At 37.1% G+C, this 26,547-nt stretch carries 28 protein-coding genes and 2 pseudogenes; 24 read left to right on the forward strand and 6 right to left on the reverse strand.

Annotated features, from left to right (window positions below):
• Positions 1-56: 56 nt before the first annotated feature.
• Together G3O09_RS16770 and G3O09_RS16775 are read right to left on the reverse strand one after the other, a co-directional pair.
• Positions 57-863 (reverse strand): AAA family ATPase, encoded by an 807-nt coding sequence (locus G3O09_RS16770; protein WP_163102617.1) that lies wholly within the window; start codon positions 861-863, stop codon positions 57-59.
• Between the two features lie 58 nt (positions 864-921).
• Positions 922-1,305, reverse strand: coding sequence for a rhodanese-like domain-containing protein (locus G3O09_RS16775; RefSeq protein ID WP_163102618.1), 384 nt, complete (start codon positions 1,303-1,305; stop codon positions 922-924).
• Between the two features lie 220 nt (positions 1,306-1,525).
• On the opposite strand from G3O09_RS16775, the gene G3O09_RS16780 reads away from it, so the two are divergent.
• From G3O09_RS16780 to G3O09_RS16795, 4 genes and pseudogenes are all read left to right on the forward strand, one after another.
• Positions 1,526-2,362: a lipoate--protein ligase family protein gene (locus G3O09_RS16780; RefSeq protein WP_163102619.1), complete on the forward strand. Its 837-nt coding sequence runs from the start codon at positions 1,526-1,528 to the stop codon at positions 2,360-2,362.
• Between the two features lie 497 nt (positions 2,363-2,859).
• On the forward strand, positions 2,860-5,418 hold the full coding sequence (locus G3O09_RS16785; RefSeq protein WP_163102620.1) for a vitamin B12-dependent ribonucleotide reductase: 2,559 nt from the start codon (positions 2,860-2,862) through the stop codon (positions 5,416-5,418).
• A 110-nt stretch (positions 5,419-5,528) separates the two neighbouring features.
• A pseudogene (locus G3O09_RS16790) lies at positions 5,529-5,726 on the forward strand (spore photoproduct lyase family protein); the annotation flags it as partial.
• 101 nt (positions 5,727-5,827) lie between these two features.
• Positions 5,828-6,709 carry a patatin-like phospholipase family protein gene (locus G3O09_RS16795; RefSeq protein ID WP_163102621.1) on the forward strand — a complete coding sequence of 294 codons (882 nt, stop codon included), beginning with the start codon at positions 5,828-5,830 and terminating at the stop codon, positions 6,707-6,709.
• Positions 6,710-6,731: 22 nt separating this feature from the next.
• On the opposite strand, the gene G3O09_RS16800 is transcribed toward G3O09_RS16795, so the two are convergent.
• Positions 6,732-7,112 (reverse strand): SA1362 family protein, encoded by a 381-nt coding sequence (locus tag G3O09_RS16800; RefSeq protein WP_163102622.1) that lies wholly within the window; start codon positions 7,110-7,112, stop codon positions 6,732-6,734.
• A 122-nt stretch (positions 7,113-7,234) separates the two neighbouring features.
• Positions 7,235-8,179 (reverse strand): DUF1385 domain-containing protein, encoded by a 945-nt coding sequence (locus G3O09_RS16805; protein WP_163102623.1) that lies wholly within the window; start codon positions 8,177-8,179, stop codon positions 7,235-7,237.
• A 171-nt stretch (positions 8,180-8,350) separates the two neighbouring features.
• Here G3O09_RS16805 and G3O09_RS16810 point away from each other — a divergent pair, with 171 nt between their 5' ends.
• From G3O09_RS16810 to G3O09_RS16865, 12 genes are all read left to right on the forward strand, one after another.
• Complete coding sequence (locus tag G3O09_RS16810; RefSeq protein ID WP_163102624.1) at positions 8,351-8,926, forward strand: YqhR family membrane protein; 576 nt, start codon at positions 8,351-8,353, stop codon at positions 8,924-8,926.
• 100 nt (positions 8,927-9,026) lie between these two features.
• Entirely contained in the window at positions 9,027-9,473 is a 447-nt protein-coding gene (aroQ, locus tag G3O09_RS16815) for a type II 3-dehydroquinate dehydratase (RefSeq protein ID WP_163102625.1), read from the forward strand.
• Positions 9,473-10,534, forward strand: a complete 1,062-nt coding sequence (locus tag G3O09_RS16820; RefSeq protein WP_163102626.1) for a M24 family metallopeptidase — start codon at positions 9,473-9,475, stop codon at positions 10,532-10,534. Before aroQ ends, G3O09_RS16820 begins: the two co-directional genes overlap by 1 nt.
• Positions 10,535-10,555: 21 nt before the next feature.
• A complete protein-coding gene (gene efp, locus G3O09_RS16825) occupies positions 10,556-11,113 on the forward strand; it encodes an elongation factor P (RefSeq protein ID WP_163102627.1) in 558 nt (185 codons plus the stop codon).
• A gap of 586 nt (positions 11,114-11,699) precedes the next feature.
• Positions 11,700-12,632: a stage III sporulation protein AA gene (gene spoIIIAA, locus G3O09_RS16830; RefSeq protein ID WP_163102628.1), complete on the forward strand. Its 933-nt coding sequence runs from the start codon at positions 11,700-11,702 to the stop codon at positions 12,630-12,632.
• Positions 12,633-13,148, forward strand: a complete 516-nt coding sequence (spoIIIAB, locus tag G3O09_RS16835; protein ID WP_163102629.1) for a stage III sporulation protein SpoIIIAB — start codon at positions 12,633-12,635, stop codon at positions 13,146-13,148.
• 24 nt (positions 13,149-13,172) lie between these two features.
• Complete coding sequence (spoIIIAC, locus tag G3O09_RS16840; RefSeq protein WP_108670834.1) at positions 13,173-13,379, forward strand: stage III sporulation protein AC; 207 nt, start codon at positions 13,173-13,175, stop codon at positions 13,377-13,379.
• Between the two features lie 13 nt (positions 13,380-13,392).
• The gene (spoIIIAD, locus tag G3O09_RS16845; protein ID WP_240338477.1) at positions 13,393-13,782 is read left to right on the forward strand and encodes a stage III sporulation protein AD; all 390 of its coding nucleotides are present in this window, start codon (positions 13,393-13,395) and stop codon (positions 13,780-13,782) included.
• A gap of 31 nt (positions 13,783-13,813) precedes the next feature.
• Positions 13,814-15,037 carry a stage III sporulation protein AE gene (gene spoIIIAE / locus G3O09_RS16850; RefSeq protein ID WP_240338476.1) on the forward strand — a complete coding sequence of 408 codons (1,224 nt, stop codon included), beginning with the start codon at positions 13,814-13,816 and terminating at the stop codon, positions 15,035-15,037.
• Between the two features lie 11 nt (positions 15,038-15,048).
• The gene (spoIIIAF, locus tag G3O09_RS16855) at positions 15,049-15,672 is read left to right on the forward strand and encodes a stage III sporulation protein AF (RefSeq protein WP_163102632.1); all 624 of its coding nucleotides are present in this window, start codon (positions 15,049-15,051) and stop codon (positions 15,670-15,672) included.
• The gene (gene spoIIIAG, locus G3O09_RS16860; RefSeq protein WP_163102633.1) at positions 15,669-16,337 is read left to right on the forward strand and encodes a stage III sporulation protein AG; all 669 of its coding nucleotides are present in this window, start codon (positions 15,669-15,671) and stop codon (positions 16,335-16,337) included. The genes spoIIIAF and spoIIIAG overlap by 4 nt, the downstream gene beginning before the upstream one ends.
• Before the next feature lie 13 nt (positions 16,338-16,350).
• Positions 16,351-16,902 (forward strand): SpoIIIAH-like family protein, encoded by a 552-nt coding sequence (locus G3O09_RS16865; protein ID WP_163102634.1) that lies wholly within the window; start codon positions 16,351-16,353, stop codon positions 16,900-16,902.
• Positions 16,903-17,202: 300 nt separating this feature from the next.
• Here G3O09_RS16865 and G3O09_RS16870 read toward each other — a convergent pair.
• Both G3O09_RS16870 and G3O09_RS16875 read right to left on the reverse strand, forming a co-directional pair.
• Positions 17,203-17,394: pseudogene (locus G3O09_RS16870) on the reverse strand (transposase); the annotation flags it as partial.
• 331 nt (positions 17,395-17,725) lie between these two features.
• Positions 17,726-19,240 carry a methyl-accepting chemotaxis protein gene (locus G3O09_RS16875; RefSeq protein WP_163102635.1) on the reverse strand — a complete coding sequence of 505 codons (1,515 nt, stop codon included), beginning with the start codon at positions 19,238-19,240 and terminating at the stop codon, positions 17,726-17,728.
• 347 nt (positions 19,241-19,587) lie between these two features.
• On the opposite strand from G3O09_RS16875, the gene accB reads away from it, so the two are divergent.
• The 8 genes from accB (at position 19,588) to G3O09_RS16915 (ending at position 26,398) form a co-directional block, all read left to right on the forward strand.
• Entirely contained in the window at positions 19,588-20,088 is a 501-nt protein-coding gene (gene accB, locus G3O09_RS16880; RefSeq protein ID WP_163102636.1) for an acetyl-CoA carboxylase biotin carboxyl carrier protein, read from the forward strand.
• Positions 20,089-20,106: 18 nt separating this feature from the next.
• Positions 20,107-21,459 (forward strand): acetyl-CoA carboxylase biotin carboxylase subunit, encoded by a 1,353-nt coding sequence (gene accC / locus G3O09_RS16885; RefSeq protein ID WP_163102637.1) that lies wholly within the window; start codon positions 20,107-20,109, stop codon positions 21,457-21,459.
• Between the two features lie 22 nt (positions 21,460-21,481).
• The gene (locus tag G3O09_RS16890) at positions 21,482-21,889 is read left to right on the forward strand and encodes an Asp23/Gls24 family envelope stress response protein (protein ID WP_163102638.1); all 408 of its coding nucleotides are present in this window, start codon (positions 21,482-21,484) and stop codon (positions 21,887-21,889) included.
• A gap of 468 nt (positions 21,890-22,357) precedes the next feature.
• Positions 22,358-22,750 carry a transcription antitermination factor NusB gene (gene nusB, locus G3O09_RS16895; protein WP_163102639.1) on the forward strand — a complete coding sequence of 131 codons (393 nt, stop codon included), beginning with the start codon at positions 22,358-22,360 and terminating at the stop codon, positions 22,748-22,750.
• Positions 22,751-22,792: 42 nt separating this feature from the next.
• Positions 22,793-23,668, forward strand: a complete 876-nt coding sequence (gene folD, locus G3O09_RS16900) for a bifunctional methylenetetrahydrofolate dehydrogenase/methenyltetrahydrofolate cyclohydrolase FolD (protein ID WP_163102662.1) — start codon at positions 22,793-22,795, stop codon at positions 23,666-23,668.
• A gap of 228 nt (positions 23,669-23,896) precedes the next feature.
• Positions 23,897-25,279, forward strand: a complete 1,383-nt coding sequence (gene xseA, locus G3O09_RS16905) for an exodeoxyribonuclease VII large subunit (protein WP_205439675.1) — start codon at positions 23,897-23,899, stop codon at positions 25,277-25,279.
• Positions 25,272-25,508, forward strand: coding sequence for an exodeoxyribonuclease VII small subunit (locus tag G3O09_RS16910; protein ID WP_163102641.1), 237 nt, complete (start codon positions 25,272-25,274; stop codon positions 25,506-25,508). Before xseA ends, G3O09_RS16910 begins: the two co-directional genes overlap by 8 nt.
• Complete coding sequence (locus tag G3O09_RS16915; protein ID WP_338048418.1) at positions 25,508-26,398, forward strand: polyprenyl synthetase family protein; 891 nt, start codon at positions 25,508-25,510, stop codon at positions 26,396-26,398. Before G3O09_RS16910 ends, G3O09_RS16915 begins: the two co-directional genes overlap by 1 nt.
• The last annotated feature ends 149 nt before the right edge of the window (positions 26,399-26,547 follow it).

Raw genomic sequence — 26,547 nt, forward strand, 5'->3', positions numbered from 1 at the left:
ATGAAAGAGGCCGACAAAAATGTGGCATGTTCACATTTACTTGTCGGCCTTTTTTATTATTCCTCACTAAGTAAATGCCTAGTAAATCGTTCTGGGGCATTTAGAAAGTCTCGAGTCAATTGTACATGTTCTAACTCGTCATAGGTAAGTGGTAGGATATCTTGGTCTTGGAAGGAGTATATTGAGGCACCAGGTAATGCCATCAGGATAGGAGAATGAGTGACAATGATAAACTGGCTGCCTTTATTAACATATTCTAATATCAATGACATGAACGCCAATTGCTTAGCTGGAGATAATGGTGTTTCAGGCTCATCCAAAAAATAAAGCGAATTGGCTCTTAAGCGGGAGTGAAAAAAGTCAAGGAATGATTCTCCGTGTGAACGGGTTTCTAATCCGTCACCATACAAATGATTTAATTCTGCTAGTGTTTTTAGGTGAGGGGAACTGGCTAACTGTTTTGCTAAGATCGATTTATTTGAGTAGGTACCTTCAATGGCTTCAAGTTCCATCTTCGCTTCTCGCTTCATGTCTTTAAGTCTGCGAATAAAGGATATGAAGTCATCAGATCGAAGAAAGAATCCATTATTTGATTGATGCTTCCAACTTAATTTTACATGATTAGATAAAGTCAAAACCTCTTTATAATGATCAGCGTCATTCCAATCACTTCCTGCTATTATTCGTGCCTTTGATTTTGCTGCGAGCGTATGTAAAATGGTTGATTTTCCTGAACCGTTATCACCTACAAAAACAGTTATAGGCGAATTGAATTCAAATCCAGTCCATTGATTTAAGATTGGAAGGCTGAATGGGTAACCTTGTTTGTCGGGATGGGAATAGATTGCACTTTTAAGAATCATAATTCACCTGCTCTCATTTTTGATTTGATTATAAAAAAAGGAATCCATAAAGGACTCCTTAATTTTTTGCTTTGATTTTACCAGACCATTGTTTGAATCCACCCTTTAAATGGAACAATTGACGGTAACCTTTGCGGTGTAACATTTGAGCTGCTCTACCACTACGAATTCCACTTTGGCAATAGAAGAAAACGGGCTTATCTGAACGGATTTCTTTCAATCTCGTTTTAAGTTGGGATAATGGGATGTTTCTTGCACCCAGAATATGACCAGCTTCGAATTCGTTTGGTTCACGGACATCGATTAACTGTGATTTACGGTACCCTTCAATGAATTCGTCTTGTGTCAATGTTTTTACGACACGCTTTTGATTCCACCATGTAAAAGCCACATAAGCTATAATGGCAAAAATTACGACTAAAAAGAAATACAGATTCGACACACTGAATAGCTCCTCTCATAACCATAAAAACAGAAAATAATGATTGAAGAATGGCTTGGCCATTTTTCAGTCTAACAATCATTATTATATAATTCATTGACTACAATATCAAAATTAATTTTTGAATTATTTCACAAGTGTTTTTCACTTGCTTTCATTCTAATCTTTGATAATCTAGTACACATACTGAAAAACTTTATACATGAATGAGGGATAGCTTGTGAAAAAGGAAACTTGGGGTTTTATAGATTCAGGATTCAGTTCACCTTCATATAATATGGCTTTGGATGAAATGTTATTGAACTGGCATAGTGAAGGTTTAATTCCACCTACTATTCGATTTTACGGATGGAACCCTGCCACCTTATCGATTGGATATTTTCAAAAGGCTGAAAAAGAAATTAATCTTGAACGGGTGAATGAACTAGGATTGGGATTTGTTCGAAGAGCGACTGGAGGAAGAGCAGTCTTGCATGAGCATGAGCTTACATATAGCGTAATCGTTTCGGAAGAACATCCTGACATGCCGAAGAATGTAACAGAGGCGTATCGTGTCATATCGGAAGGGATATTGAAGGGTTTCCTTAACTTAGGGTTGGATGCTTACTTTGCAGTACCAAATACCGACGAAGACAAGGAAGCGTTAAAATCACCAAGATCATCTGTTTGCTTCGATGCTCCTAGTTGGTATGAATTAGTAGTAGAAGGACGAAAAGTTGCAGGTAGTGCACAAACTAGGCAAAAAGGAGTGATCCTTCAACATGGTTCCATTCTTCTAGATATTGAGGATGAAAAGCTATTTAGCTTATTCAATTTTCCAAACGAAAGAGTAAAGGAACGCATGCTTAAGGGCTTTAAAGAAAAGGCAGTTGCCATGAATGATTTAACAAATCGGAAATTTGAATTAGATGAAGCTAAGAAGGCATTTAAAGACGGATTTGAAACAGGATTGGGGATCAATCTTGAAGCATTAACATTGACACCTGAACAAGTCGAAGCAGTGAATGAACTTGCAAAAACAAAATATGAAAGTAACGAATGGAACTACATGAGATAAATTGCGACTAAAGTGTGTGAACTATATATAGTTTAAGTAATTTATTTATCGACAAATCACTCATTTAGATTTGTCGATTTTTATTTAATAAATAGGTCTTTTGTCACTTGAGACAATTGTTGGATATTATTGGTTATTTATGTGCAAGTGAAAAATTTTTTTTGTTTTTTCAAGAGTTCAGGTTTGGAGTTCAATGATAGCAAGGCTCATCGTTCTCCCCAAAAAAGCAACCTTTAAAAATAGGTGAATTTCGCCAAAATCTCTAGTATTTCGATATTTTTCTCCTGTTTTCTCATTCCTTCAATATGTTTTTTGTTTGACAAAATATTTTTCATTTCAACATAAACACAATATATAGTATTGTCGAAAATAATTGGTACACTATATATTGATTTTAAAATGTTTAATGTGATAAGTTAAGGGTATTATTTTTACACCTATGCTTTTTCATATAAACAAGCACAGGACGTTCTAGTGTTCTAAAGGAGAGGAAACAAATGACTGTTACGTTAAAGCAAACGATGAAACCAAATATTGAAAGATTGAATAAGGATATCTCACTATTCCCTCAAGTCCACCCAATAACCAACGATATGAAGCTAACTCATAAGGGTGTTTCAAGACTTGTCATGATTGATCGCTACTCATTCAAGGATACGGAGAAAATCACTTTAACGAACGGAGATTTTGTTGTACTGACAATCAAAGAAGATCCAAAATTCCCTGCCAGGGGCCTTGGCTACATCCAAGAAATCGATTGGGAATTGAAAAAGGCAAAAGTATTAGTTGAAGACGAGTATCGAGGGGTATTGGACAAGCCAGAAGAGGTGGAAACTGGTATCATCAATCGGTCTCTTGATGTAATCGAAAAGCCACTGGAAATCTACTACGAACAAATTGCAATGCGAAATGCAACAGGCCTTGCATCTGTCGAGGAGACAGAAGAGAAGCGAAAAGAGTGGTTTGAAAAATTCTATCAAGAGTTAGTCCAGATGAATTTTGTCCCAGCAGGACGTGTTTTGTATGGAGCGGGAGCAGATACGGATGTCACATACTTTAACTGCTATGTAATGCCTTTTGTTCAAGATTCAAGAGAAGGGATTTCTGACCACCGAAAACAAGTGATGGAAATCATGAGTAGAGGTGGAGGCGTAGGAACGAATGGTTCTACACTTAGACCCCGCAATACACTTGCCAAAGGAGTCAATGGTAAATCTTCAGGCTCGGTTTCATGGCTAGATGACATTGCCAAATTGACACATTTGGTTGAACAGGGGGGATCCAGACGCGGTGCACAAATGATCATGCTCGCTGACTGGCATCCGGATATTGTTGAATTTATCATTTCAAAGATGCAGAATCCTCGCATTTTGCGATTCTTAATGGAGAATACAAAGGATGAAATGATCCGCAAGCATGCATCCGAAAAATTGAAGTTCAATCCATTGTCAGAACAGGAAAAAGCAATGTACCAAGGGATTTTAAATTATCGCCACATTCCTGGACAGGGTGGATTCAATGAGAAAATCTTTATGGATGCGGAAGAAAAGTTAGCCACTGGAGGCACTTATAGTGTTCATAATTCAGAATTTTTGACAGGTGCAAATATCTCTGTATGTTTAACTAATGAATTTATGCAAGCCGTTGAACAAAATGGTCACTATGAGCTCCGTTTCCCTGATGTGGAGAGCTACGATGCTGATGAGATGTTAGCTTATAATGAAAATTGGCATGAGGTTGGAGATGTACGTGAATGGGAAAAGCTTGGTCATAAAAATCGCGTATACCGTAAAATCAAGGCTCAGGAACTTTGGAACTTAATCAATATTTGTGCAACATACTCTGCTGAACCGGGAATCTTCTTTATCGATAATGCTAATGAGATGACAAATGCAAAAGCTTATGGTCAACAAGTAGTTGCAACGAATCCATGTGGAGAGCAACCATTGGCTCCATTCTCTGTTTGTAACTTGGCAGCGGTCAATTTAGCACAAATGGCAAACAAAGAGGACAAAACTGTCAATTTCGAAAAGCTTAAACGTACTGTAGAAGTTGGAGTTCGTATGCAGGATAATGTTATTGAAGCTACTCCATACTTCTTAGAAGCAAATAAAAAACAAGCACTCGGTGAACGCAGAGTTGGTCTTGGTGTGATGGGATTGCACGACCTCTTGATTTATTGTGAAACAGAATACGGTTCTGAGGAAGGAAACAAGCTGGTAGATGAAGTGTTTGAAACGATTGCAGTTTCTGCTTATAAAGCTTCAACTGAATTAGCGAAAGAAAAGGGAAGCTTCCCATTCTTAGAAGGCAAGGATGAAGATGAGACAATGCATCTTCGAAACAGATTCATAAACACAGGGTTTATGAAGAAAATGCCTGAAGACGTTCGAGAAGCAATTCTCCAAACAGGAATCCGTAACTCCCATCTATTGACTGTTGCACCAACGGGTAGCACAGGAACTATGGTTGGTGTATCGACTGGTTTAGAACCTTACTTCTCCTTCACATATTTTAGAAGTGGTAGATTGGGCAAGTTTATCGAAGTAAAAGCGGATATCGTTCAAGAATACTTGGATCGTAATCCAGAAGCAGATCCTAACAACCTACCTGATTGGTTTATTTCAGCCATGGAATTATCACCTAATGCACATGCTGATGTACAATGCATCATCCAACGTTGGATCGATAGTTCAATCAGTAAGACGGTAAATGCTCCAAAAGGTTATACAGTGGATCAAGTTCAAAAAATTTACGAGCGCTTGTATAAAGGTGGGGCAAAGGGTGGTACGGTTTATGTAGATGGAAGCCGTGACTCTCAAGTCTTAACTTTGAAAGCAGAAGAAAATACCTTTGAACAAGAAGAATTACCTTTAGATTTAGATCAAAAAAAGGTTGTCTTGGTGGATACAATCAATGAACTTCGCAGCACAAATGTCACGATTGGTTCAGAGGTAGGCAACACATGTCCTGTTTGTCGTAAAGGGACTGTAAAAGATATGGGTGGTTGCAATACTTGTACAAATTGCGGTGCTCAATTAAAATGTGGATTATAAATTAGTTTCAAGGGTGTTTTAAAAGCGAATAAGGCTTTTAAAACACCTTTTTTTGTTATTGTTTACTTGCACTTCCAAATACATTTTTAATGATAGTTGATAATCGAAGCACAATAAAGAAGGTCATCCAAAAGTAGTATCCAAAAACAAAGCTGGAGCTTGATGAAGAAAATCGCAAATATAAGTGGGGCAGGTATGGGATTGGAAAGTATGTATATCAAGATGTAGATGCTAATGAGATTGAACAAACCATAAGAGGATACATTGCTCATTTTTTCCCGAATGCTGAAGTCCAATATTTTACTTAAAACAGGAGCTAAATTCCTGTTTTTCTTTTTCTAGAGGGTTATATTTCCTTCTTTCCGCGATTAAAGATGTATCAAGACCGGAAAGAAGGGGATGATCCACTATGCAAATTGACGGAGTTTTTTCCGGAGGTGGAATTAAAGGCTTTGCATTGATTGGAGCCTATCAAGTATTAGAAGAGAGAGGATATTCATTTGTCAGAACAGCTGGTACGAGCGCTGGATCAATTATTGCAGCCTTCATTACAGCAGGATATACAGGGAAGGAAATTGAGAAAATTATGAGCGACGCTGAAATGGATGCATTTCTCGATTCTAGATTCATATTAAAGATTCCATTATTTAGATGGCTATTGTTGTATTGGAAAATGGGTTTGTTTAAAGGTGATTTCCTGGAATATTGGATTAATGATAAACTAGCGAAAAAAGGAATCTCAACATTTGGAGATCTACCGAAAAATAGTTTACGGATAGTCGCATCCGATATTACGAATGGGAAGTTGCTTGTGATTCCTGATGATTTACCAAATTACGGCATCAATCCATCTACCTTTTCAATTGCGAAAGCAGTCAGGATGAGCTGTAGTATTCCATATTTCTTTGAGCCCGTCAAATTGCGTACACCATCCAACGAAAATTTAGTTGTTGATGGAGGAGTTTTGAGTAATTTTCCAATGTGGTTGTTCGATAAAGAAAATGTGAAAAAAGTCAGGCCCGTAATAGGCATTAAGTTAAGTGGGGCTGATCATGAAAGACCGACTAAGGAGATAGATAATGCGTTCGAGATGTTCGGTGCCTTGTTCGAAACGATGAAGGATGCACATGATTCTCGTTACATCTCACGCAAACATGAAAAAAATATCATTTTCATCCCCATTAAAGGAATTATTGGGATAGAACTTCATATGTCCGATGAAAAGAAAAATTTGTTAATTCAACAGGGTAGACAAAATGCAGAAGCTTTTCTAAGAAAATGGGCTTACTAATAAAAAAGAAAAATCGGGCTGGTTAAAAAAATGCCCGATTTTTCTTTTTGCCTTTTTTTCCTTCTATAACAGTCAAATGTGTATCCGATTTGTTTTTGTTTTTTAATTTCCGTGCTTTTTGAGCAAGTGAGAAACTTGCGACCGTATTGGTTTTCTTTTCGTTTTCTCGTTGTTTCAGTCTTTTTTTAGAATTCCGCACTGCTTTCGAATATGCCTTTTGATCTCTTTTATCAGGTTGATTCTTTGTCAATCGTTTAATGACAAAAACAATCACACCCGCTACAATTGCAAAGATAAGCAAGCCCTTTAGAGCTCCGATTGGGTCAGCAAATAATTTGCTTCCAATGCCGATTATTCCTAAAACAATCAAGCTGTATACAATCAATGTAACTGGACGTATCAACAAAGCCACCTCCTTAAGAGAATCGTAAGCAAAGTATAATGTAAGCTTCCTAGAATTAGCCTCAAAGGAAGTTTCTAAGGCGCTATTGCGTTTCTAACAAGTTTACCCAAATTTCTATTTTTTTACACAATCTCTTCTTCGTCTTCGCCTTTTTTTGCTTCTTTTTCAATATCTAGAAGCTTTTCAAATGAAGCGATTGCAACTTCCACTTGATCATCTGAAGGCTGTTTTGTAGTCAATAACTGTAGCCATAACCCAGGATATCCAAGATATTTTAATACAGGGACATCACGAAGTTTGTTTGTCATCTGAAGGACCTCAAACGATATTCCTAATACAACAGGTATTAAAGCGAGACGATTAACTACACGTAACCATAGCGGATCAGTGGGTACTAACATATAAACAAAAAATCCTACGATAACGGTAAATAGTATGAAACTACTGCCACAACGATAGTGCAATCTTGATTGAGCCTGAACATTTTGTACATTCAAGGCCAACCCATTTTCATATGCATTTATGACCATATGTTCGGCACCATGATATTGAAATACCCTTTTAATTAAAGGTGTAAGAGAGACGAAGTAAATATATGCCAATAAAAGCATAAGTTTAAACAAGCTCTCAACAAAAATTTGTTCTAAATCACTGCTGAAAATTGGTTTCGTTAAATTTGCAAGAAATACAGGTATCAACGTAAAGAGAAATTTCCCAAACAAAAATGAGATTACACCAATTGCCGCAACACCTAAAATCATCGACAATTTAGAGGTTTCTTTTTCTAGAACCTGTTCCTCTTCTGTTGGATCTACGTCAAAACGCTCTGTTGAGAATGTTAAATGTTTAGAACCATTTGCGCTAGCTTCCACGATTGCAACGATTCCTCTTAAAAAAGGAATTTTTTTCAATGGTGTTAATATTCTTGAACTTTGTCTAGGAAGCTCATAATATTCTATGCTGCCGTCTTTCCTTCTAATCGCGGTAACGGTATGTTGTTTTCCACCAAACATTACCCCTTCGACAACGGCTTGACCACCATAAACAGGCTTTGTTACCTTACTCATCCCTACACCAACCTATGCTGTTATTCACTGCAACTTTTCCATAGCTTTTATTTTTCTAGAGTTGCTGTGTCTCTTATTCCATATTTTACAGAAAGCCCTTAGAGTTGTCACTTAGCAGTCTGAATATATTCTGCCAAGGAGAAGGAATAATAAAGGAAGGAGGTGCCAAAAATGGACAAACAAGAATTAAATCAAGATGATGGCATGCAGGATAACGAAGGTAATAGTAAAGAGAAGAAAGTTGAACAAGATCACTCAGAAAAACCACAATCTGCGTTATTCAATGCAATGTTAATTGGTTTTTTCGGAGGGGTTCTATGGAGTGCTATTGGCCAATTTACCTATTACTTTAATTTTTCTGAATTTGGACCAAAAATTATAGTGCCAACATGGTTACCAGAAAGCTTTAGTAAGGGATGGGGGGGTGCACTAGTTTCATTTCTTATTATTGGAGTAATTTCAATTATTGTTGCATTAGTATATTATGTATCGCTTCGAAAGGTGAATACTATTTTCGCGGGAGCAGGTTTTGGAATAGCGATATGGGCCATTGTTTTTTTTGCGATAAATCCTTTCTTATCGAAAATGGATAAAGTAGGAAATATGGAAACGAATACTATTATCACAACGCTTTGTCTATACCTATTATATGGAGTTTTTATTGGGTACAGTATTTCCTATGATGAATATGAACGGAATTTTTATAATAAAAAACAAATCAATCAAGAAAAGGATCAATCTTCGTAATGATTGGTTGATTATTAAAAAAGTAGTAAGAATTTTTAAGTATATGTTAGAATGAGTGTATTGGCGCTTGCTATATAAATTAATGGATTAGGTGAATTAAATGGGGAAAATCATGCTTATTAATGGTCCTAATCTAAATATGCTGGGTAAAAGAGAGCCAGACCATTATGGTAGTAAAACTTTATTGGACATAGAAAAGGAAGTTGCTATACTTGCGTCTTCACTTGGACATGAATTGGAATGCATTCAATCCAACCATGAGGGTGTTATCATCGATCAAATACATAAGAGTGGCTCGAGCGGGTTTGGTGGAATAATTTTGAACCCAGGTGCTTTCACACATTATAGTTATGCGATTAGAGATGCAATTTCTAGTATAAATACACCTGTTATTGAGGTGCATTTGTCAAATGTCCATGCTCGTGAAAGTTTTCGTCATACCTCTGTAACAGCTGCTGTTACAAAAGGACAAATTGTAGGTTTAGGGGATTATGGGTATCAGCTTGCATTACTAGCTTTAGATAGGATAATAAGGGGGATTCATTAATGGAGAAACTAGAAAGACTACGCGCTTCATTAGAAAATGCAAATGTAGACGGTATTTTATTGACAAGTAAGTACAATCGAAGATACATAACTGGATTCTCAGGTTCTTCTGGTGTTGTGTTGATTTCTGCAAACGAAGCAAAATTCATTACGGATTTCCGATATGTTGAACAGGCAGAAGAGCAGTGTAAAGGATTTGAAATTGTCCAGCATACAGCTGCTATACATGAAGAAGTGGCTCACCAAGCGAAAAAAATGGGAATCAATCGACTTGGTTTCGAACAGGACCATGTTACATTCGCGACTTTTAATCAATATAATAATGCTTTTGAGGGTGACCTTGTGCCGTTATCAGGTGTAATTGAGAAGTTGCGCTTGATTAAGACACCATCAGAGATTAAGATATTAAAGGAAGCTGCCCAGATTGCAGATGCAGCATTTACGCATATACTTGGTTTTATTAAACCAGGACTGACTGAGCTTGAGGTTTCCAATGAGCTTGAGTTCTTTATGAGGAAGCAAGGAGCAACGTCTTCATCTTTTGATATTATTGTAGCTTCTGGACATCGTTCCGCACTTCCACACGGTGTGGCAAGTGACAAAGTAATTGGTACAGGAGAATTCGTTACTTTGGATTTTGGAGCATATTACAATGGATATGTTTCGGATATTACACGTACTGTCGCAGTAGGTGTGCCGTCAGACGAGTTAAAGAAGATTTATGATATCGTTTTAGAAGCACAATTACGAGGAATGGCTGGTATTAAACCAGGTATGACTGGTAACGAAGCTGATGCATTGACTCGTAATTTGATTGAAGAAAAAGGCTACGGTAAGCATTTTGGTCACTCTACTGGTCACGGAATCGGACTTGAGGTTCACGAAGGACCATCACTTTCATCGAAGAGCGATACGGTGCTTGAACCAGGAATGATTGTTACGGTTGAACCAGGAATTTATATCCAAGGTTTAGGTGGAGTCCGGATCGAGGATGACACAATCATCACGACTGAAGGCAATGAATCACTTACTTATTCAACAAAAGAACTCATTATACTGTAATAGCTTTGGGAGGATTTTAACATGATTTCTGTAAATGATTTTCGTACTGGATTAACGATCGAAGTAGATAACGGGATTTGGCAAGTGTTGGATTTCCAACACGTAAAACCTGGTAAAGGTGCAGCATTCGTCCGTTCTAAGCTTCGGAATTTAAGAACAGGTGCTGTAAACGAAAAAACATTCCGCGCAGGTGAAAAAGTAGCGAAAGCACATATCGAAAACCGTAAAATGCAATATTTATATGCTAGTGGCGATAACCATGTTTTCATGGACACTGAAAGCTACGAGCAAATTGAATTGGCTGCTTCTCAAATCGAGCGCGAATTGAAATTCTTAAAAGAAAACATGGAAGTCTACATTATGACTTACCAAAATGAAACACTTGGTGTTGAACTACCTAATACAGTTGTATTGGAAGTAACTGAAACAGAACCTGGTATTAAAGGGGATACTTCTTCTGGTGGATCTAAGAATGCTATGGTTGAAACTGGATTAAACGTTCAAGTACCATTCTTCGTCAACCAAGGCGATAAATTGATCATCAATACAACTGATGGTTCATACGTTTCTCGTGCTTAATAATTAATAGAAAAGACTGTTATCATTAGGGCTAAAAAGCCTCAAGATAGCAGTTTTTTTATTTGGCTTTTTTAAAAAGCTCTTTTTATATTGATTGTTGTTTTAAGACTGTAAAGTTTGCCCGTTGATTTCCACTCCAGGCACTTGCTTTCCGCGGGGAGGGTGGGAGCCTCCTCGGCGTTACCGCCTGTGGGGTCTCCCACTTCCCTCTTTTTCCCGCAGGAGTCAAGTACCTTCCGCTCCAATCAACTCAGATAGTTAAAATTAAATTAACTAAAATAGCAAAAAACCTTACGAAAACAGCCTTCTATTTAAACAAAATATTAGGAATGAATTCAAATACCCCTTCAACCATATTTATTAACCACTTTCTATTTTTCTTTTTTATTTTTCTATAAAAAAGATCTTCTTTAAGAATAGGATACTCCTTTTCCAGGTCCTTCATTTATTCGATCCCTTATATTCCTTTTAAGCGTGAAAGTTGTTGTAAAAGTTTCATGCTCACTTTAAATTCCCTAGTAGTAATATTGTGGAACTCACGACCATACAAATGAATTAATAGACAGGCTGTTTGGAGGCGTGATGCATGGAAAGGATTTTGTCTATTCTGCCGAAACGGTTAGCAGAGCCAATCCGGCTTCTGCCTGAATCAGTAAAAAACAAGTTAGAAGAGATACGACTTCGTGTCGGTAGACCAATTGAAATAGGGGTGACTGGAAAACCAAGCTTCCTCCCTTTAACCGTAAATGAGGAAGATGCACTTCAGTTAATAAACAATGTAAGTCAGTTTTCCTTCTACACAATCGAAGAAGAACTGAGAAGGGGATATATCACGATTCAAGGTGGCCATAGAATTGGACTAGCCGGAAAAGTCATCCTTGATAAAGGACAAGTTAAATCGATCCGGGATATTTCATCCTTCAATATAAGGATAGCAAGGGAAAGAATAGGTGTATCCCAAGGGCTTCTTCCTTTTTTATATGATGGCAGATGGCAAAATACATTAATATTAGGGCCGCCACAAACAGGGAAAACCACTTTGTTAAGAGACATTGCAAGAATTTTATCCTCAGGTATTCCATCGCTTGATTTACTGCCTGTTAAAGTTGGTATTGTTGATGAACGATCAGAATTAGCAGGATGTGTAAACGGTGTACCCCAATTAAGCTTTGGTCCAAGAATAGACGTCCTGGATGGATGTCCTAAAGCTGAAGGAATGATGATGCTAATACGTTCAATGTCACCTGAAATTATCATCGCTGATGAGATTGGGAGGCCAGAAGATACCGAAGCAGTACTAGAGGCTGCCAACGCTGGCATCACATTGATGGTTACAACCCATGGATATTCTTTTAGCGATGTAAAAAAACGCCCGACTTTAAAAGAAATCCTTCAATTAGATATATTTACAAGAATACTAGAATTGAAAAGAAATGATGCAACAGGGATGGAAATAAGGATCCTAGATGGACAGGGTAATCAAATAACGATATTAACTAAGGAAATGAGCGTGAATTAAGTGATGAAATTGGTTGGAGCAGCACTAATATTGATCGCCTCCACGTGGATTGGTTTTGAATTAGCACGACAATTCAGCCAACGCCCAAGACAGTTGCGGCAAATGAAGACGGCATTGCAATCTTTAGAAGCTGAAATCATGTATGCTCATACGCCCTTAAAAGATGCTGCAAAGAAATTGTCCAAGCAATTGCCTAAGCCAATTAATTGGCTGTTTGATTCTTTTGCTAAAAAACTAGAACGAACGGATACAAACGTCAGTGAAGCCTGGGACGATTCGTTGAATGAAATATGGAAATGGCTTTCATTAAAGCAAGGGGAGTATGAAATTCTTTCCCAATTTGGCGTGACACTTGGAAAACATGACCGATACCAGCAGCAAAAGCAAATTTTGTTAACGATGACCCATTTGGAAAGAGAAGAACAGGATGCGATTGAAAGACAGGGAAAATACGAAAAAATGGTTAAAAGTCTAGGTTTCTTATCAGGGTTATTACTTATCATTTTATTGGTGTAAGCATTAGGAGGAGGCATATACGAAATGGGAATTGAAGTTGGATTAATATTCAAAATTGCTGGGATAGGGATCGTTATTGCTTTTATCAATACACTACTGGAACAAATAAACAAAAAGGAATACGCACAATGGGTCACTTTATTTGGGTTCATTTATATTTTATTCATGGTTGCTAATGTTATGGACGACTTATTCCAGAAAATTAAATCAGTGTTCCTTTTCCAAGGGTAGGGAGGGGTTTACAATCGAGATTCTAAAGATTGTCGGAATAGCGTTGATTGCAACATTTCTTGCTTTATTGGTAAAAGAACAGAAGCCTAATTTCGCTTTTTTATTAGTTGTATTTGTCGGATGTTCTATTTTTTTATTCTTAGTGGGTCAAATCCAGGAAATTATTTCAATGTTAAAAAAGATTGCAGAAAGTGCAAACGTGAATATGGTCTACTTAGAGACTATTCTTAAAATCATAGGAATTGCTTATATTGCAGAGTTTGCCGCACAAGTCACAAAGGACGCAGGACAAGGAGCAATCGCATCAAAAATCGAACTAGCTGGAAAAATTCTAATACTAGCAATGGCGATTCCGATTCTTACTGTCATTATTGAAACGGTTATTAAAATGATTCCAAGTTAGTGTAAAGGAGAGTTAAGGAGGTGAAATGATTTTGAAGCAATGGATAATCCATATATTGATAACAAGTACTCTACTACTTTTTTTCACTTCAACCGTAGAAGCCGAAAGTGATATAAACAATCAAGAACAGGAACAAGTCCAGCAAGATATCAATCTACAATCAGCTCAAAAGGAACTCGTGAAATCCCAAATGGATAAACTTGGTCTTGATGAACTAAAAGCTTATTGGGATGGGATAGTTACCGAATATGGGGGATTTCTACCAGAAAGTCAAAAGGGAAGTTTTTTTGATTTTGTAAGCGGTGAAAAGCAATTCTCCTTTTCGCAGTGGTTTAAGGGAATTACCAAATTCATATTCCATGAATTATTAGTAAATGGAAAACTTTTAGGAACCCTCATCTTATTGACGATTTTCAGTATGTTTCTTCAATCCTTACAAAACTCCTTCGAAAATAGTTCCATCAGTAAAGTTGCCTACGCAATTGTGTTCATGGTCCTGATCATCATTGCTTTGAATAGTTTTCATGTCGCAATCACTTATACAAAAGAAACGATTTCATTGATGATATCGTTCCTCCTTGCCTTAATACCATTATTGCTTGCGCTCATTGCGGCATCGGGAGGAGTCGTTTCAGCTGCATTTTTCCATCCTGTTTTACTATTTTTAATGAATACGAGCGGTGTACTCGTTCAGAACGTGGTCTTACCACTATTATTTTTGGCGGCGCTATTAAATATTGTCAGTACATTATCTGATAACTACAAGGTTACTCAATTGGCACAGTTGCTTCGAAATTGGAGTATCGGATTGTTAGGGGTATTCATGACAGTATTCTTAGGTGTCATCTCTGTCCAGGGGGCATCTTCAGCAGTAGCGGACGGGATTACGATCCGGACTGCAAAGTTTGTGACAGGTAATTTCATCCCAGTAATTGGTCGTATGTTCACGGATGCTGCTGATACTGTGATCAGTGCTTCAGTACTTTTAAAAAATACTGTAGGTTTAGCAGGTGTCATAATCCTTCTCTTGATCACGACCTTTCCGGCTATAAAAATATTGGTTGTAGCTTTTGTCTATAAATTTACCGCAGCATTGTTACAGCCCTTGGGTGGGGGAACTGTTATTAAATGTTTAGACATTATTAGCAAAAGCATGATTTACATATTTGCGGCTCTTGCTATCGTTTCTTTCATGTTTTTTTTAAGTATTACCGTAATCATTGCTGCAGGCAATGTGACACTTATGGTTCGGTAGGAGGGTGACAAATGGATTTTATTACTGGTTGGATCACCAATATTATACTGTTTGTTTTACTTGCTACCGTCATTGACATGCTATTGCCGAGTTCCAGCTTTCAGAAATATGCAAAGATGGTCATTGGTTTACTTTTGATAGCCATTATAATCACCCCGATTTTTCAACTTCTATCGAGTGATTTTGAACAGATTTTATCAATGACAATGGATCAGAAGGATCTTGAAAAAAATAGATTGATAGAAAATTCTACAGAATTTAAGAAAAAAGAAATACAAGCCCAAATGGATGCATATATTTTAGAACAGATGGCTGTCCAACTTAGGACAGGGGTGGAAGAGGAGTTGATGGATGAGTTCAAAATGCAAATCAAATCAGTCGAGTTACAATTATTAGAAACAAACCAACCAAAAATTCCAGAAGATTTACACAGCGTTTCCATTACACTTGCTCCCGGGGACACTCAGCAAATAGATGCAATAGAGACTGTATCTACAGTTGATATTGATACTAATCGAACGCTCCAAGAGCCAACCCATCAATGGAACGACATAAAAGGGTTCTTAGCATCTAAATGGGGCATCGAAGAAAATCAGATTCAAATTGAAGGGGAAAGGAGGGACGGTAAAAAGTGAATAAGGATAAAGGACCTCTTTCCTGGCTTCAAAGCCTGATAATGAAAAAGAAAGATGAGGAAGGCCGTCCTGAACAAGAGAAAAAGCCATCCATGCACTTATATGTGTTAGTAGTATTGGTGATAGGTGCAGCTATTATGATGGCAAGTAATTTCATAACTAAAAGTAGCCAGGATGCATCCAAAAGTTCATTACCGGTATTTAAAGAAGAGCAGTCACAAGATGTAGAGGTTTTTGGACGCAGTGGTCAAAAGGCTGATCCAACCATAGCAGACTATGAGAGAACATATGAGAACCAAATCAAAGAGGCATTGGAAACTATTACAGGTGTAGATGACGTAACAGTTGTCGTTAATGTTGATTCCTCTGAACGAAAGGTATACGAAAAGAACTTGGTAACCCAAAAACAAGTTACTGATGAAACCGATCGGGAAGGTGGAAAGAGAGTCGTAGAAGACTCCTCCAAGGATGAAAAACTGGTCATTATTCGTAATGGTGAAAAAGAAGTTCCTATTGTTCAAGAAACGAAAAAACCAAATATTAGAGGTGTCCTAGTAGTAGCAAAGGGCGCAGATAATATACAAATCAAAAAATGGATTGTTGAAGCAGTTACAAGAGCCTTGGATGTACCAAGCCATCGAGTTGCTGTAATGCCGAAAAAATAGGGAGGAATTTTTAATGTTATTAAAAAAGCAAACAGTTTGGTTATTAACTATGTTAAGTTTGGTCGTGGTTCTATCCGTTTATTATGTAACAACGCCAGAGAAGACTACAACAAACATAACAGCAACTGAACAAAAAGAAAGTGTTAAAAAAGAGGTTGAAAAAACGACTACAGCCAAAGAAGGACAAGCGAAAGCGGTTGTTACACCTGCTGACGATGAAACTTTTGAAGTAGCTCGTATGGAAATTACAGACCAACGTAATAAGCTAATGGAAGAATTAACGGTATTGATGGCAAATACAGATTTAACCAATGAGGAACGCAATGAAGCTTATGAAACTGTAAAACAATTAAGCGAGTTAAATACAAAAGAAGGAATTTTAGAATCTTTAATCGTTTCCATGGGCTTTGATGCTGCGCTAGTAAGGGCAGATGGAGATAATGTAAGTGTCACTGTAAAGGCAGACAAACTTTCTCAAAGCAAAGCTAACGATATTATCCGCCTTGTTAGCGATGAAATGGAAGGCGTTCAAAACGTAGCGGTTGAGTTCCATCCAAAAAAATAGTGAGCTGAAAAAACCTTGTCGGGCTCGACAAGGTTTCAGATTATCGACAAAAGGTATCGAGAGTACGCTCTCTCGATACCTTTTGTCATTTTTGATATGTATGGTAGGCGAAAAGGTTGATTTCCGCTCCAGGCACTTGGTTTCCGGGGGGCGTTCGCCGAGCCTCCTAGTCGCTACTGCTCCTGCGGGGTCTCGCCTGTAACGCTAATCCCCCAGGAGTCAAGCGCCTTCCGTTCCAATCAACCAGTGTCCTTGAATAATCAACTTAAACACCTGTTCATTAAGCTTTATAAATCATCCTCAAGCAACTTTCCTTGTCCAAGTTGCCAGTGTCTTTACAAACGTAAGCATCGCCTGCATGGACAATTTTTTTAATTCTCTTAGGGTTGTCCAACGCATACCATGCTTTTCCATCGCATCCGCAAAGACCCGTTGAATCGTTTCCTAACGCTTTGCATATATTTGTTTAATTTCATCAAAATGTCTTAAATTGTTCACGTTCATTGATTTGATTTTTCGTCATCATCGCTTATCACCTCATAATTATGTACAAACACCGTTGATTGGAGTGGAGGGCGACGACTCCCGCGGAAAGCTTTCGCCCTTCGCTGAAATCAACTTCTCTAGTTCTTAGTTACCTTCTTTCATTGTAAAAGAAAAAAGACTGTAGACAAACTCGAAATTCTTCGAGTTTGTCTACAGTCTGAAACCTTGTCGGGATCGACAAGGTTTTTCAACTTTATTTTTCTTTCAGGATCGATGTACCAATAGAATTCTGTAAGCTACGGTAGTAGCCAATCCATAATTCTAGCCATTACATGCCTCAAGCCTTTACTTTAGGAGAGTTGCCTGCTTCATTTTGTTCATATAAGTGGATGATATTTTCTAATGAATCATGTGCATCTTCCACTGATTTCAATAGGTACGTGTTTTGTTGACTTTGGGAACACGTATTTGAAGCCAGTTCTTCTAATTGTGCGCTAGCTTCCTCAATGATTGCACTGTATTCATTAACTGAATGACTGACACTTTTGGAAATTCCATCAATGGATTGAATGACTGAATGCGAGCTTTGAATCTTTTCCTTTAAGGAAACGATATGTTCATAAATATCGTGAAAAGCGGCTTTTGAATCCTGAGCTAAATGAACATTTTCATTAATGATTTTTGTAGCCTCATGAATTCTTTCGTTCGTTTCTTCCGTTTCTTTCTTTACGGATTCAAGATTACTGGATATTAGGTTTGCGGTTTGACTTGTAATTTCAGCTAGCTTTCTTACCTCTTCTGCAACAACTGCAAATCCTTTTCCACTGTCTCCTGCGCGAGCAGCTTCTATTGATGCGTTCAACGCCAATAAGTTTGTCTGTTGAGAAATCTGTTGAATGTTTTTTACATATGTTACTGCCTCTAAGACTTCACCTTCTAGCACTTCAGTTCTTTCAACAATTTGTTTATTTAGCTCTGAATATTGTTCAAGTTGTTTTTCTAATGATTCAATTGTATTTTGTCCTATGAAACTTGCATTTTCGGTCTCTACGGAATCATTCAATAAATGCATGGATAACTCTGATAAGCGTCGAACCATTTCAGTCGTTTGCATAAATGCTTCATTTATATCTTGAATAGAGTCTCCCTGAATTTGGACACCCGATGCAAGTTCATTTATTGATAAGGTCATTTCATTTGCTGAAGCGTTGTTTTCATAGCTTTTTGATTTCACAATTGACATCATTTTATTTAAGACTATTGTATTTTCTTTTAACACCTTTTTAGTTTCTTGATCCTTTTTCAATAAATGCTCTGTTTCTTGCTGAATCTCGGTCAGGCTACTTGCCATTTTATTGGAAATGGAAAATTGGAAGCTTAGCAAAATACTAACTAAAGTATGTAAAAGGAAAATGGTTACATAATTTTTTGCTTCTAGTGGCAAAGCCTCGTGATGGAAAAATACAAATAATCCTAAAACTATTAATCCGGAAATAAAGCCAAGCAGTAAAATCTTTTTGTCCATATAAATAGCAGAAGTCGCGATAACAAAATAAACGAGTACCATTGCAGTAGGAGATACGCTATTTTCCATGATAATAAAAATTACTGTTGATACGAGAAGTACAGCCAAATATGGAATGGCCTTAATCCAACGGTTCGTATAATGAAGAAAAGCAATGATTCCAACCCCCATTACCCCACCGATGACTATAGAAAGGATAACCGCTAAATCCTTTTTCATAATAATATCTACCACCGTTGCCAAAATAACAGAAACTAAAGTTGCTTTGACTACGAGGCTGTTCTTTTGGATTAAATTATCCCTCTTCACTTTTTCTACTTTATTCAAAGTTACCCCACCTTTTCCTGACTAAAACCTATGATAATTACTAATAATTAATATAATGATATATTTGTCCTATTACTATAGTTTCGATATCTAAATTGTTTTTCCTTTCTGAATATTCACAAACCTATTATAAATTATTAAAATGATTTATTATAGATATAACTAAAGAGGATTAGGTTGAATTCTCACTAGATATTATCGTATGATATTAGTATCTAGTGCTAATTTTCTTTAAAGAGAGTACTATTGAATAAAGTTTCGCCCATCTAAAATGGATGGATTGTGGAAACTACTAACTCAAGTCAAGACCAATTAACCTATATAACATCGAACAGGGGTGCAAGGTAATGTTAAAGGTACAAGAAATTAGAGAACTTATTAAGTTAGTTGATCACTCAAATATTGATGAATTTGAATTTGAAACTGAAGGCACTAAAATCAAAATGAAGAAAACAGGTGCTGAACAAGTGGGTGTAATGGTTGCTTCTCAGCCAGTTGTTGAAAAGCAAGTTGCTGTGCAAACGCCAGTCGTTCAACAAGCACCAAGCGTTGAAAGTACTGTTGTAAATGAAGTTCCAATTAAAGAAGAAAACCAAGCTATTAATGAAAACTTACATAAAATTGTTTCACCTATGGTTGGTACATTCTATCAGTCACCATCTCCAGATACTGATGCTTACGTTAAGGTTGGAAGTAAAGTGAATAAGGATACTGTAGTATGTATCGTCGAGGCTATGAAGCTATTCAATGAAATAGAATCAGAAGTTTCAGGTGAAATCGTGGAAGTATTAGTGAAAGACGGTCAATTGGTTGAATACGGTCAGCCTTTATTTTTGGTAAAAGCTTAAGTGAGGAGCGAAAAGCAAATGATCAAAAAACTGTTGGTAGCAAACAGAGGGGAGATTGCGGTACGTGTCATCCGAGCTTGTAAAGAGCTTGGAATAGAAACGGTAGCAGTCTTTTCAGAACCGGATCGGGATGCCCTTCATGTTCAATTGGCTGATGAAGCGTATTGTATTGGGCCTAAAACATCTAAGGAAAGTTATTTGAACTTCACTAATATTATTAGTACAGCAAAATTGACCGGATCGGATGCGATTCACCCTGGTTACGGATTTTTAGCTGAAAATGCCGATTTTGCTGAACTTTGTAGAGAATGTTCTATCACATTTGTAGGGCCTTCCCCAGAGGCAATTTCTAAAATGGGAACAAAGGACGTAGCACGGGAAACCATGCGTGAAGCGGGGGTTCCTATCGTTCCAGGTTCAAAAGGAATTGTAAAGGATATTGATGAAGCCCTAGAATTAGCTGAAAAAATTAACTTTCCAGTCATCATCAAAGCGACTGCTGGTGGTGGTGGAAAGGGAATTAGGGTAGCACGGACAAAAGAAGAATTGATAAAAGGTATCCAAATGACCCAGCAGGAAGCGATGACTGCTTTTGGTAATCCTGGAGTCTATCTTGAAAAATTCATTGAGGATTTCCGTCATGTTGAAATCCAAGTAATGGCTGATAATTTCGGAAATACCATCCACCTTGGTGAACGTGATTGTACAATCCAACGTAGAATGCAAAAACTTCTAGAAGAAACTCCTTCACCTGCAATCGATGGTGAAATACGAAAAGAAATGGGTGAAGCTGCGGTTAAGGCTGCCCTTGCTGTAGAGTATACTGGTGCAGGTACAGTAGAATTCATTTACGATTATAAAGAACGAAAATTTTACTTCATGGAAATGAATACCCGCATCCAAGTGGAACATCCCGTTACAGAGATGGTTACGGGTGTTGACTTAATCAAGGAGCAAATAAAAGTTGCATCTGGAGAAAAACTTTGTTTAACTCAAGATGAAGTAACTTTTAATGGTTGGGCAATAGAATGTAGAATTAACGCTGAAAATCCAGAGAAAAACTTTATGCCTTCACCAGGGAAGATCAATATGTATCTTCCACCAGGTGGTTACGGCGTAAGGATTGATTCTGCTGCATATCCAGGCTATTCGATTCCTCCATACTATGATTCTATGATTGCGAAGGTAATCACCTATGGAAAGACACGTGAAGAAGCAATTGATCGAATGAAACGTGCTCTTGGGGAATTTGTGGTAGAAGGCATTCATACTACGATACCTTTTCACTTGAAGTTACTTCAGCATGAGAGGTTTGTAGAAGGAGAATTTAATACAAAGTTCCTCGAATTGTATGATGTTATGAATTCATAAATGTAATTGGGAGGTACTGTATATGACTGAAAATAATATGTTAGAAATGACTACTAACAATGATGGATTGGGCAAAGTAGAGATTGCGCCTGAAGTTATTGAGGTAATCGCTGGGATTGCAGCTTCAGAAGTAGAAGGCGTTGCTCAAATGCGTGGGAATTTTGCTGCAGGTGTTGTTGAAAGACTTGGAAGGAAAAACCATGGTAAGGGTGTAAAAGTCGAACTTACTGAAGAAAGCATCAAAGTGGATGTTTACTGTGTAATGAAATTCGGTGTATCTATTCCTAAGGTTGCCCAAGAAGTACAAGACAATATCCGTCAAGCATTATTGAACATGACTGCATTAGAAGCTGATGAAGTGAATGTACATGTTGTAGGCATTCAATTTGAAACTACTAAGCAAGAAGTGGAAATAGATTCGGAAGTGTAATAAAAAGCCCCAAAAGCCATTAATAGCTTTTGGGGCTTTTTTGCTTTTGAAAAAATGTTAAGACCAGATTAAAAGCATTATATTCGGAATAAACCTCATTAAGTCAGGAAAACATGATTTCAAGTTAGGATTATTCACTTACTCAAGAATAGTGATATTAGTGAGTAGTTGAAGTTCATACACATTAGCATTACAATAAGATGATGCTTCCCCATACATGATGTAATGATCATATGTTGATATTTAGGAAAGTGAAAAACGTGGTACCCACTCTCTCTTGACTTCGTTTTTCTCTTGCATCCGGAAATTGACATATATTTTTAATGATTTATATAAAAAATTAAATAAAAATAGAAATTTCGTGAACGTTTCAAAAGGATATTCCGTTGAATGTTCGTTTATGATATCATGTTTATATTAGTTGATTTTCATCATTAGGGGAAAGAGTAGGATAGAAGGAGTAATAAAATGAAGCGTAGAGAAGCAAGAGAAAAGGCTTTGCAAGCTCTTTTCCAAATTGATTTAGCAAAAGCCGAAATAGATGAAGCGATTACTAGCGTACTTGAAGATCAGAAATCTGATGAGTATTTTGAATTCCTTGTAAAAGGGACGGTCGAAAAGCAAACAGAAATTGATTCATTATTAAAGGAAAACCTAGAAAAATGGAAGATTGAACGTTTGGCAAATGTAGACCGTAATATTCTACGAATGGCAGTATTCGAAATGATGGAAGTCAACGATACACCTATTAATGTTGTATTGGATGAAGCGATTGAGATTGCAAAATTGTACGGCGATGACCAGTCACCTAAATTTATCAATGCAGTTTTGTCCAAGGTTAAATCAGCTTTAAACAAATAAGAAAATGTGGGCGTTTTAATAGCGAGAGAGAGGGAGTATATGATGACTGCACAAATTATTGATGGTACAAGCATTGCTCAGGAAGTTCGCCAAGAAATCGCGGATGAAGTTAAAAAGCTAAGAGAACATAATATCGTTCCAGGTTTGGCTGTTATATTGGTTGGTACTAATCAAGCTTCAAGACGATATGTCACTATGAAGACAAAAGCATGCAATGATTTAGGGATGCATTCAGTTTTGATAGAGTACCCTGAAAATTTGACACAGGAAGAATTATTATTGAAGATCGAAGAATTAAATCAAGATGCATCCATCCATGGTATTTTGGTTCAACTTCCTCTTCCTTCTCAAATTGAAGAAATGGCTGTAATTGATGCTATTTCACCTGAAAAGGATGTCGACGGATTCCATCCAATCAATATTGGGAAAATGATGATAGGGCAAGATACTTTCTACCCTTGCACCCCTTATGGTGTGATGGTGATGCTTGAAAAGATCGGTTTCAACCCAGAAGGTAAGCATGCTGTTATTGTTGGACGTAGTAATATTGTTGGAAAACCACAAGGTCAATTACTGCTAAACCGGAATGCGACAGTTACATACTGTCATTCCAAGACAGAAAATCTTGAAGCATTTACGAAAAATGCCGATTTATTGGTTGTGGCTGTTGGGAAAAGGAATGTAATCCGACGCGAGCATGTAAAGCAAGGAGCGGTCGTTATCGATGTAGGAATGAATACGGATGACGATGGCAAGTTATGTGGTGATGTGGATTTCCAAGGTGTTAGAGAAATCGCATCTTACATCACTCCAGTCCCAAAAGGGGTTGGTCCTATGACAATCACTATGCTTTTATTTAATACATTAAAATCTGCAAAAAACATATACTCACTTAAACTTGATACTTTGAAATGCTGATAAACTTGACTTTCTTTTAACTAGAAAACTTTGTGGCACCGTGCTTAGAGCAGGTGTTGCGGAATTACACTAGGATTATCTTCCTTTTTTGAGACTCCTAAGTCGAGTTACATTTAGTTGTCGCAATAAAATAACACTTATAGTGAATGTATTGGCCCACTTGTTTATAATAAACAAGTGGGCTTTTATATAGAGCGCTTTTTCTTTTCGTGTTACGATAAGTAGACTATGCACTGGTTAAAAGGAGTTTTTTTATTGGGAATACAACAATATTTGACAATAACGGCCTTGACTAAATATATAAAAAGAAAATTCGATGTAGACCACCACTTGCAAGATGTATATGTGAAAGGGGAAATATCCAATTTCAAACGGCATTCAAGTGGTCATATGTATTTCACATTAAAGGATGAAAAAAGCAGATTACTGGCAGTCATGTTCCATCATCATAATTCTTCATTGGCATTTGTGCCTGAGAATGGAATGAATATCCTAGTCAGAGGTGAAATATCTGTTTATGAGCAGAGTGGCAATTATCAAATTTATGTTAAAGAGATGAATACCGATGGTATAGGAGATTTATTTGTTCGATTTGAACAACTGAAAAAAAAGCTATCTGACGAAGGATTATTTTCTACTCAATATAAAAAACAAATTCCAAAATTTCCGAAAGCAATTGGTATCATTACTTCTCCAACAGGTGCTGCAATTCGTGATGTATTAACAACAATTGAACGTAGATATCCGTTAGTAAAGGCTGTTGTGATACCAGCATTGGTTCAAGGGCCGAATGCCCCTGATTCCATTTGTAAAGGGATTGAAAAAGCAAATTCAATGGGAGATTTAGACGTATTAATTGTAGGTCGAGGCGGAGGATCCATTGAAGAACTATGGGCCTTTAATGAAGAAGTAGTGGCAAAGGCGATTTTCCAGTCAAAACTACCAATCATTTCAGCAGTCGGCCATGAAACGGATACCACGATAGCGGATATGGTTGCTGATATAAGAGCTGCCACTCCAACTGGTGCTGCTGAGATGGCAGTCCCTTCAAAGGATGAACTTTTAAATAGGATTCAGGTCCTTCAAAAAAGGAATAAAGCCGTCATGAACAAAATATTTGTACAAGCTGAATCTAAAGTCATTCAATTGGAGAAATCATATGCTTTTCGTTATCCTAGAAAGCTATATGAGCAAAAATTAGAACAACTTGATAAAGAAATGGAACGGTTAAAAAAAGGAAGTACAAGATATTTTCAACAACAAAATGAGCAATTTGAATCTCTTAAAACATTATTAAAACGTCATCATCCACTAGCATCAGTTGAAAGTGCCTTGCAAAATGTTGAAACGCTTGGGAGAAATTTAGATAAGCACTTTAAATCAATTACTTCTGAAAAAGAAAAGGATTTAATTCATGCAATGAGTAAGTTATCAACTCTAAATCCACTAAGTATTATGGCAAGAGGATATAGTGTCGTTTTTAATGAAAATGAAGAATTAATCAAAAGTAAGTCACAAATCTCAAAAGGTGATACAATCCAAGTGGTATTAAAAGATGGGAAACTTGAGTGTGAGGTAAAGGATATAAAGGAGAGTGCAATAAATGAGTAAGGAAAAGGAATTAACATTTGAAGAAGCATTGAAAGAGTTAGAAACAATTGTTGATCACTTAGAAGATGGAGATGTTCCATTAGAAGAAGCGATTGCCATTTATAAAAAAGGAATGGATTTATCCAAGCTATGTCATCAAAAGCTTCAATCCGTACAAAAGCAACTTGTTGAAATCATGAATGAAGATGGTGAATTACAGCCATTTGTAATGAACGAGGAGGGAAAGTAGTGAGCTTTTCTTCTTTTTCTGATTTTGCAAACCAATGTAAAGATACGATTGACCGGGAATTAGTCGACATCGTAGGCGAGCTTTCCATTCCTAATACACTTAAAGAAGCCATGCTTTACTCACTGGAAGCTGGGGGAAAGAGGATTCGTCCATTATTAATATTTGCAGTCCTTGCTTCTTTCCAAAAAGATGTAAAAATTGGGATTCCAGCTGCATGTGCTATTGAAATGATTCATACATATTCCTTAATACACGATGATTTGCCTAGCATGGACAATGATGATTTAAGAAGGGGGAAGCCGACAAACCATATTGTTTTTGGTGAGGCTATGGCAATCCTTGCTGGAGATGCATTGCTGACACATAGTTTTGAGGTATTATCAAAAGAAATTGGCAATGTATCACCAGAAATTCAAATCAGTCTAATTCGTCTAATTTCCAACGCTGCAGGAGCTTCAGGTATGGTGGGTGGACAGGTTGCTGATATTGAAGGCGAAAATAAACAGCTTTCTTTAGAAGAATTACGCTATGTCCATAATCATAAGACTGGTAAGCTTCTTGTGGCTTCAGTAATGGCTGGTGCAATACTTTCAAATACATCTAGCGAACAAGCTTATCACTTAGAACGCTTTGCAGAACATGTAGGGATAGCTTTTCAAATCAAGGATGATATCCTTGATATTGAAGGAAAAGAAGAATTGATTGGAAAAAAGGTCGGTAGTGATATTGCCAATCAAAAGAGTACCTACCCTTCATTGCTTGGTTTAGAAGGTGCCAAGGATATGCTCGCTAGAGAAGTATCATCTGCTAAGGACCATGTAACAAAAACAGGTTTAAATGCACCGTTACTTCATGCCTTAATCGATTTGATCGCCAAACGAAATCATTAAACAGGCATGGTTTGAGAAGAAATCTTTTATATGTTATATTAATAAATAAATTTCCCTTTTAGGCTTGCAATATAGCAAGCCTTTTAGTTTACTCTATCAAACTAATGTAATAAAGAATAAAAGGGCCTAACATATAAAAAACTTCTTAC

It is taken from the genome of Peribacillus alkalitolerans (genome assembly GCF_010882125.1).
Classification (GTDB): domain Bacteria; phylum Bacillota; class Bacilli; order Bacillales; family DSM-1321; genus Bacillus_BN; species Bacillus_BN alkalitolerans.

Bases quoted from the DNA above. Each gene is read 5' to 3' on its own strand.
- G3O09_RS16770 (WP_163102617.1), bottom strand. From the start codon at position 863: ATGATTCTTAAAAGTGCAATCTATTCCCATCCCGACAAACAAGGTTAC.
- G3O09_RS16785 (WP_163102620.1), top strand. From the start codon at position 2,860: ATGACTGTTACGTTAAAGCAAACGATGAAACCAAATATTGAAAGATTG.
- G3O09_RS16795 (WP_163102621.1), top strand. From the start codon at position 5,828: ATGCAAATTGACGGAGTTTTTTCCGGAGGTGGAATTAAAGGCTTTGCA.
- G3O09_RS16805 (WP_163102623.1), bottom strand. From the start codon at position 8,179: ATGAGTAAGGTAACAAAGCCTGTTTATGGTGGTCAAGCCGTTGTCGAA.
- G3O09_RS16810 (WP_163102624.1), top strand. From the start codon at position 8,351: ATGGACAAACAAGAATTAAATCAAGATGATGGCATGCAGGATAACGAA.
- aroQ (WP_163102625.1), top strand. From the start codon at position 9,027: ATGGGGAAAATCATGCTTATTAATGGTCCTAATCTAAATATGCTGGGT.
- G3O09_RS16820 (WP_163102626.1), top strand. From the start codon at position 9,473: ATGGAGAAACTAGAAAGACTACGCGCTTCATTAGAAAATGCAAATGTA.
- efp (WP_163102627.1), top strand. From the start codon at position 10,556: ATGATTTCTGTAAATGATTTTCGTACTGGATTAACGATCGAAGTAGAT.
- spoIIIAA (WP_163102628.1), top strand. From the start codon at position 11,700: ATGGAAAGGATTTTGTCTATTCTGCCGAAACGGTTAGCAGAGCCAATC.
- spoIIIAC (WP_108670834.1), top strand. From the start codon at position 13,173: ATGGGAATTGAAGTTGGATTAATATTCAAAATTGCTGGGATAGGGATC.
- spoIIIAF (WP_163102632.1), top strand. From the start codon at position 15,049: ATGGATTTTATTACTGGTTGGATCACCAATATTATACTGTTTGTTTTA.
- G3O09_RS16865 (WP_163102634.1), top strand. From the start codon at position 16,351: ATGTTATTAAAAAAGCAAACAGTTTGGTTATTAACTATGTTAAGTTTG.
- accB (WP_163102636.1), top strand. From the start codon at position 19,588: ATGTTAAAGGTACAAGAAATTAGAGAACTTATTAAGTTAGTTGATCAC.
- accC (WP_163102637.1), top strand. From the start codon at position 20,107: ATGATCAAAAAACTGTTGGTAGCAAACAGAGGGGAGATTGCGGTACGT.
- G3O09_RS16890 (WP_163102638.1), top strand. From the start codon at position 21,482: ATGACTGAAAATAATATGTTAGAAATGACTACTAACAATGATGGATTG.
- nusB (WP_163102639.1), top strand. From the start codon at position 22,358: ATGAAGCGTAGAGAAGCAAGAGAAAAGGCTTTGCAAGCTCTTTTCCAA.
- folD (WP_163102662.1), top strand. From the start codon at position 22,793: ATGACTGCACAAATTATTGATGGTACAAGCATTGCTCAGGAAGTTCGC.
- xseA (WP_205439675.1), top strand. From the start codon at position 23,897: ATGCACTGGTTAAAAGGAGTTTTTTTATTGGGAATACAACAATATTTG.
- G3O09_RS16910 (WP_163102641.1), top strand. From the start codon at position 25,272: ATGAGTAAGGAAAAGGAATTAACATTTGAAGAAGCATTGAAAGAGTTA.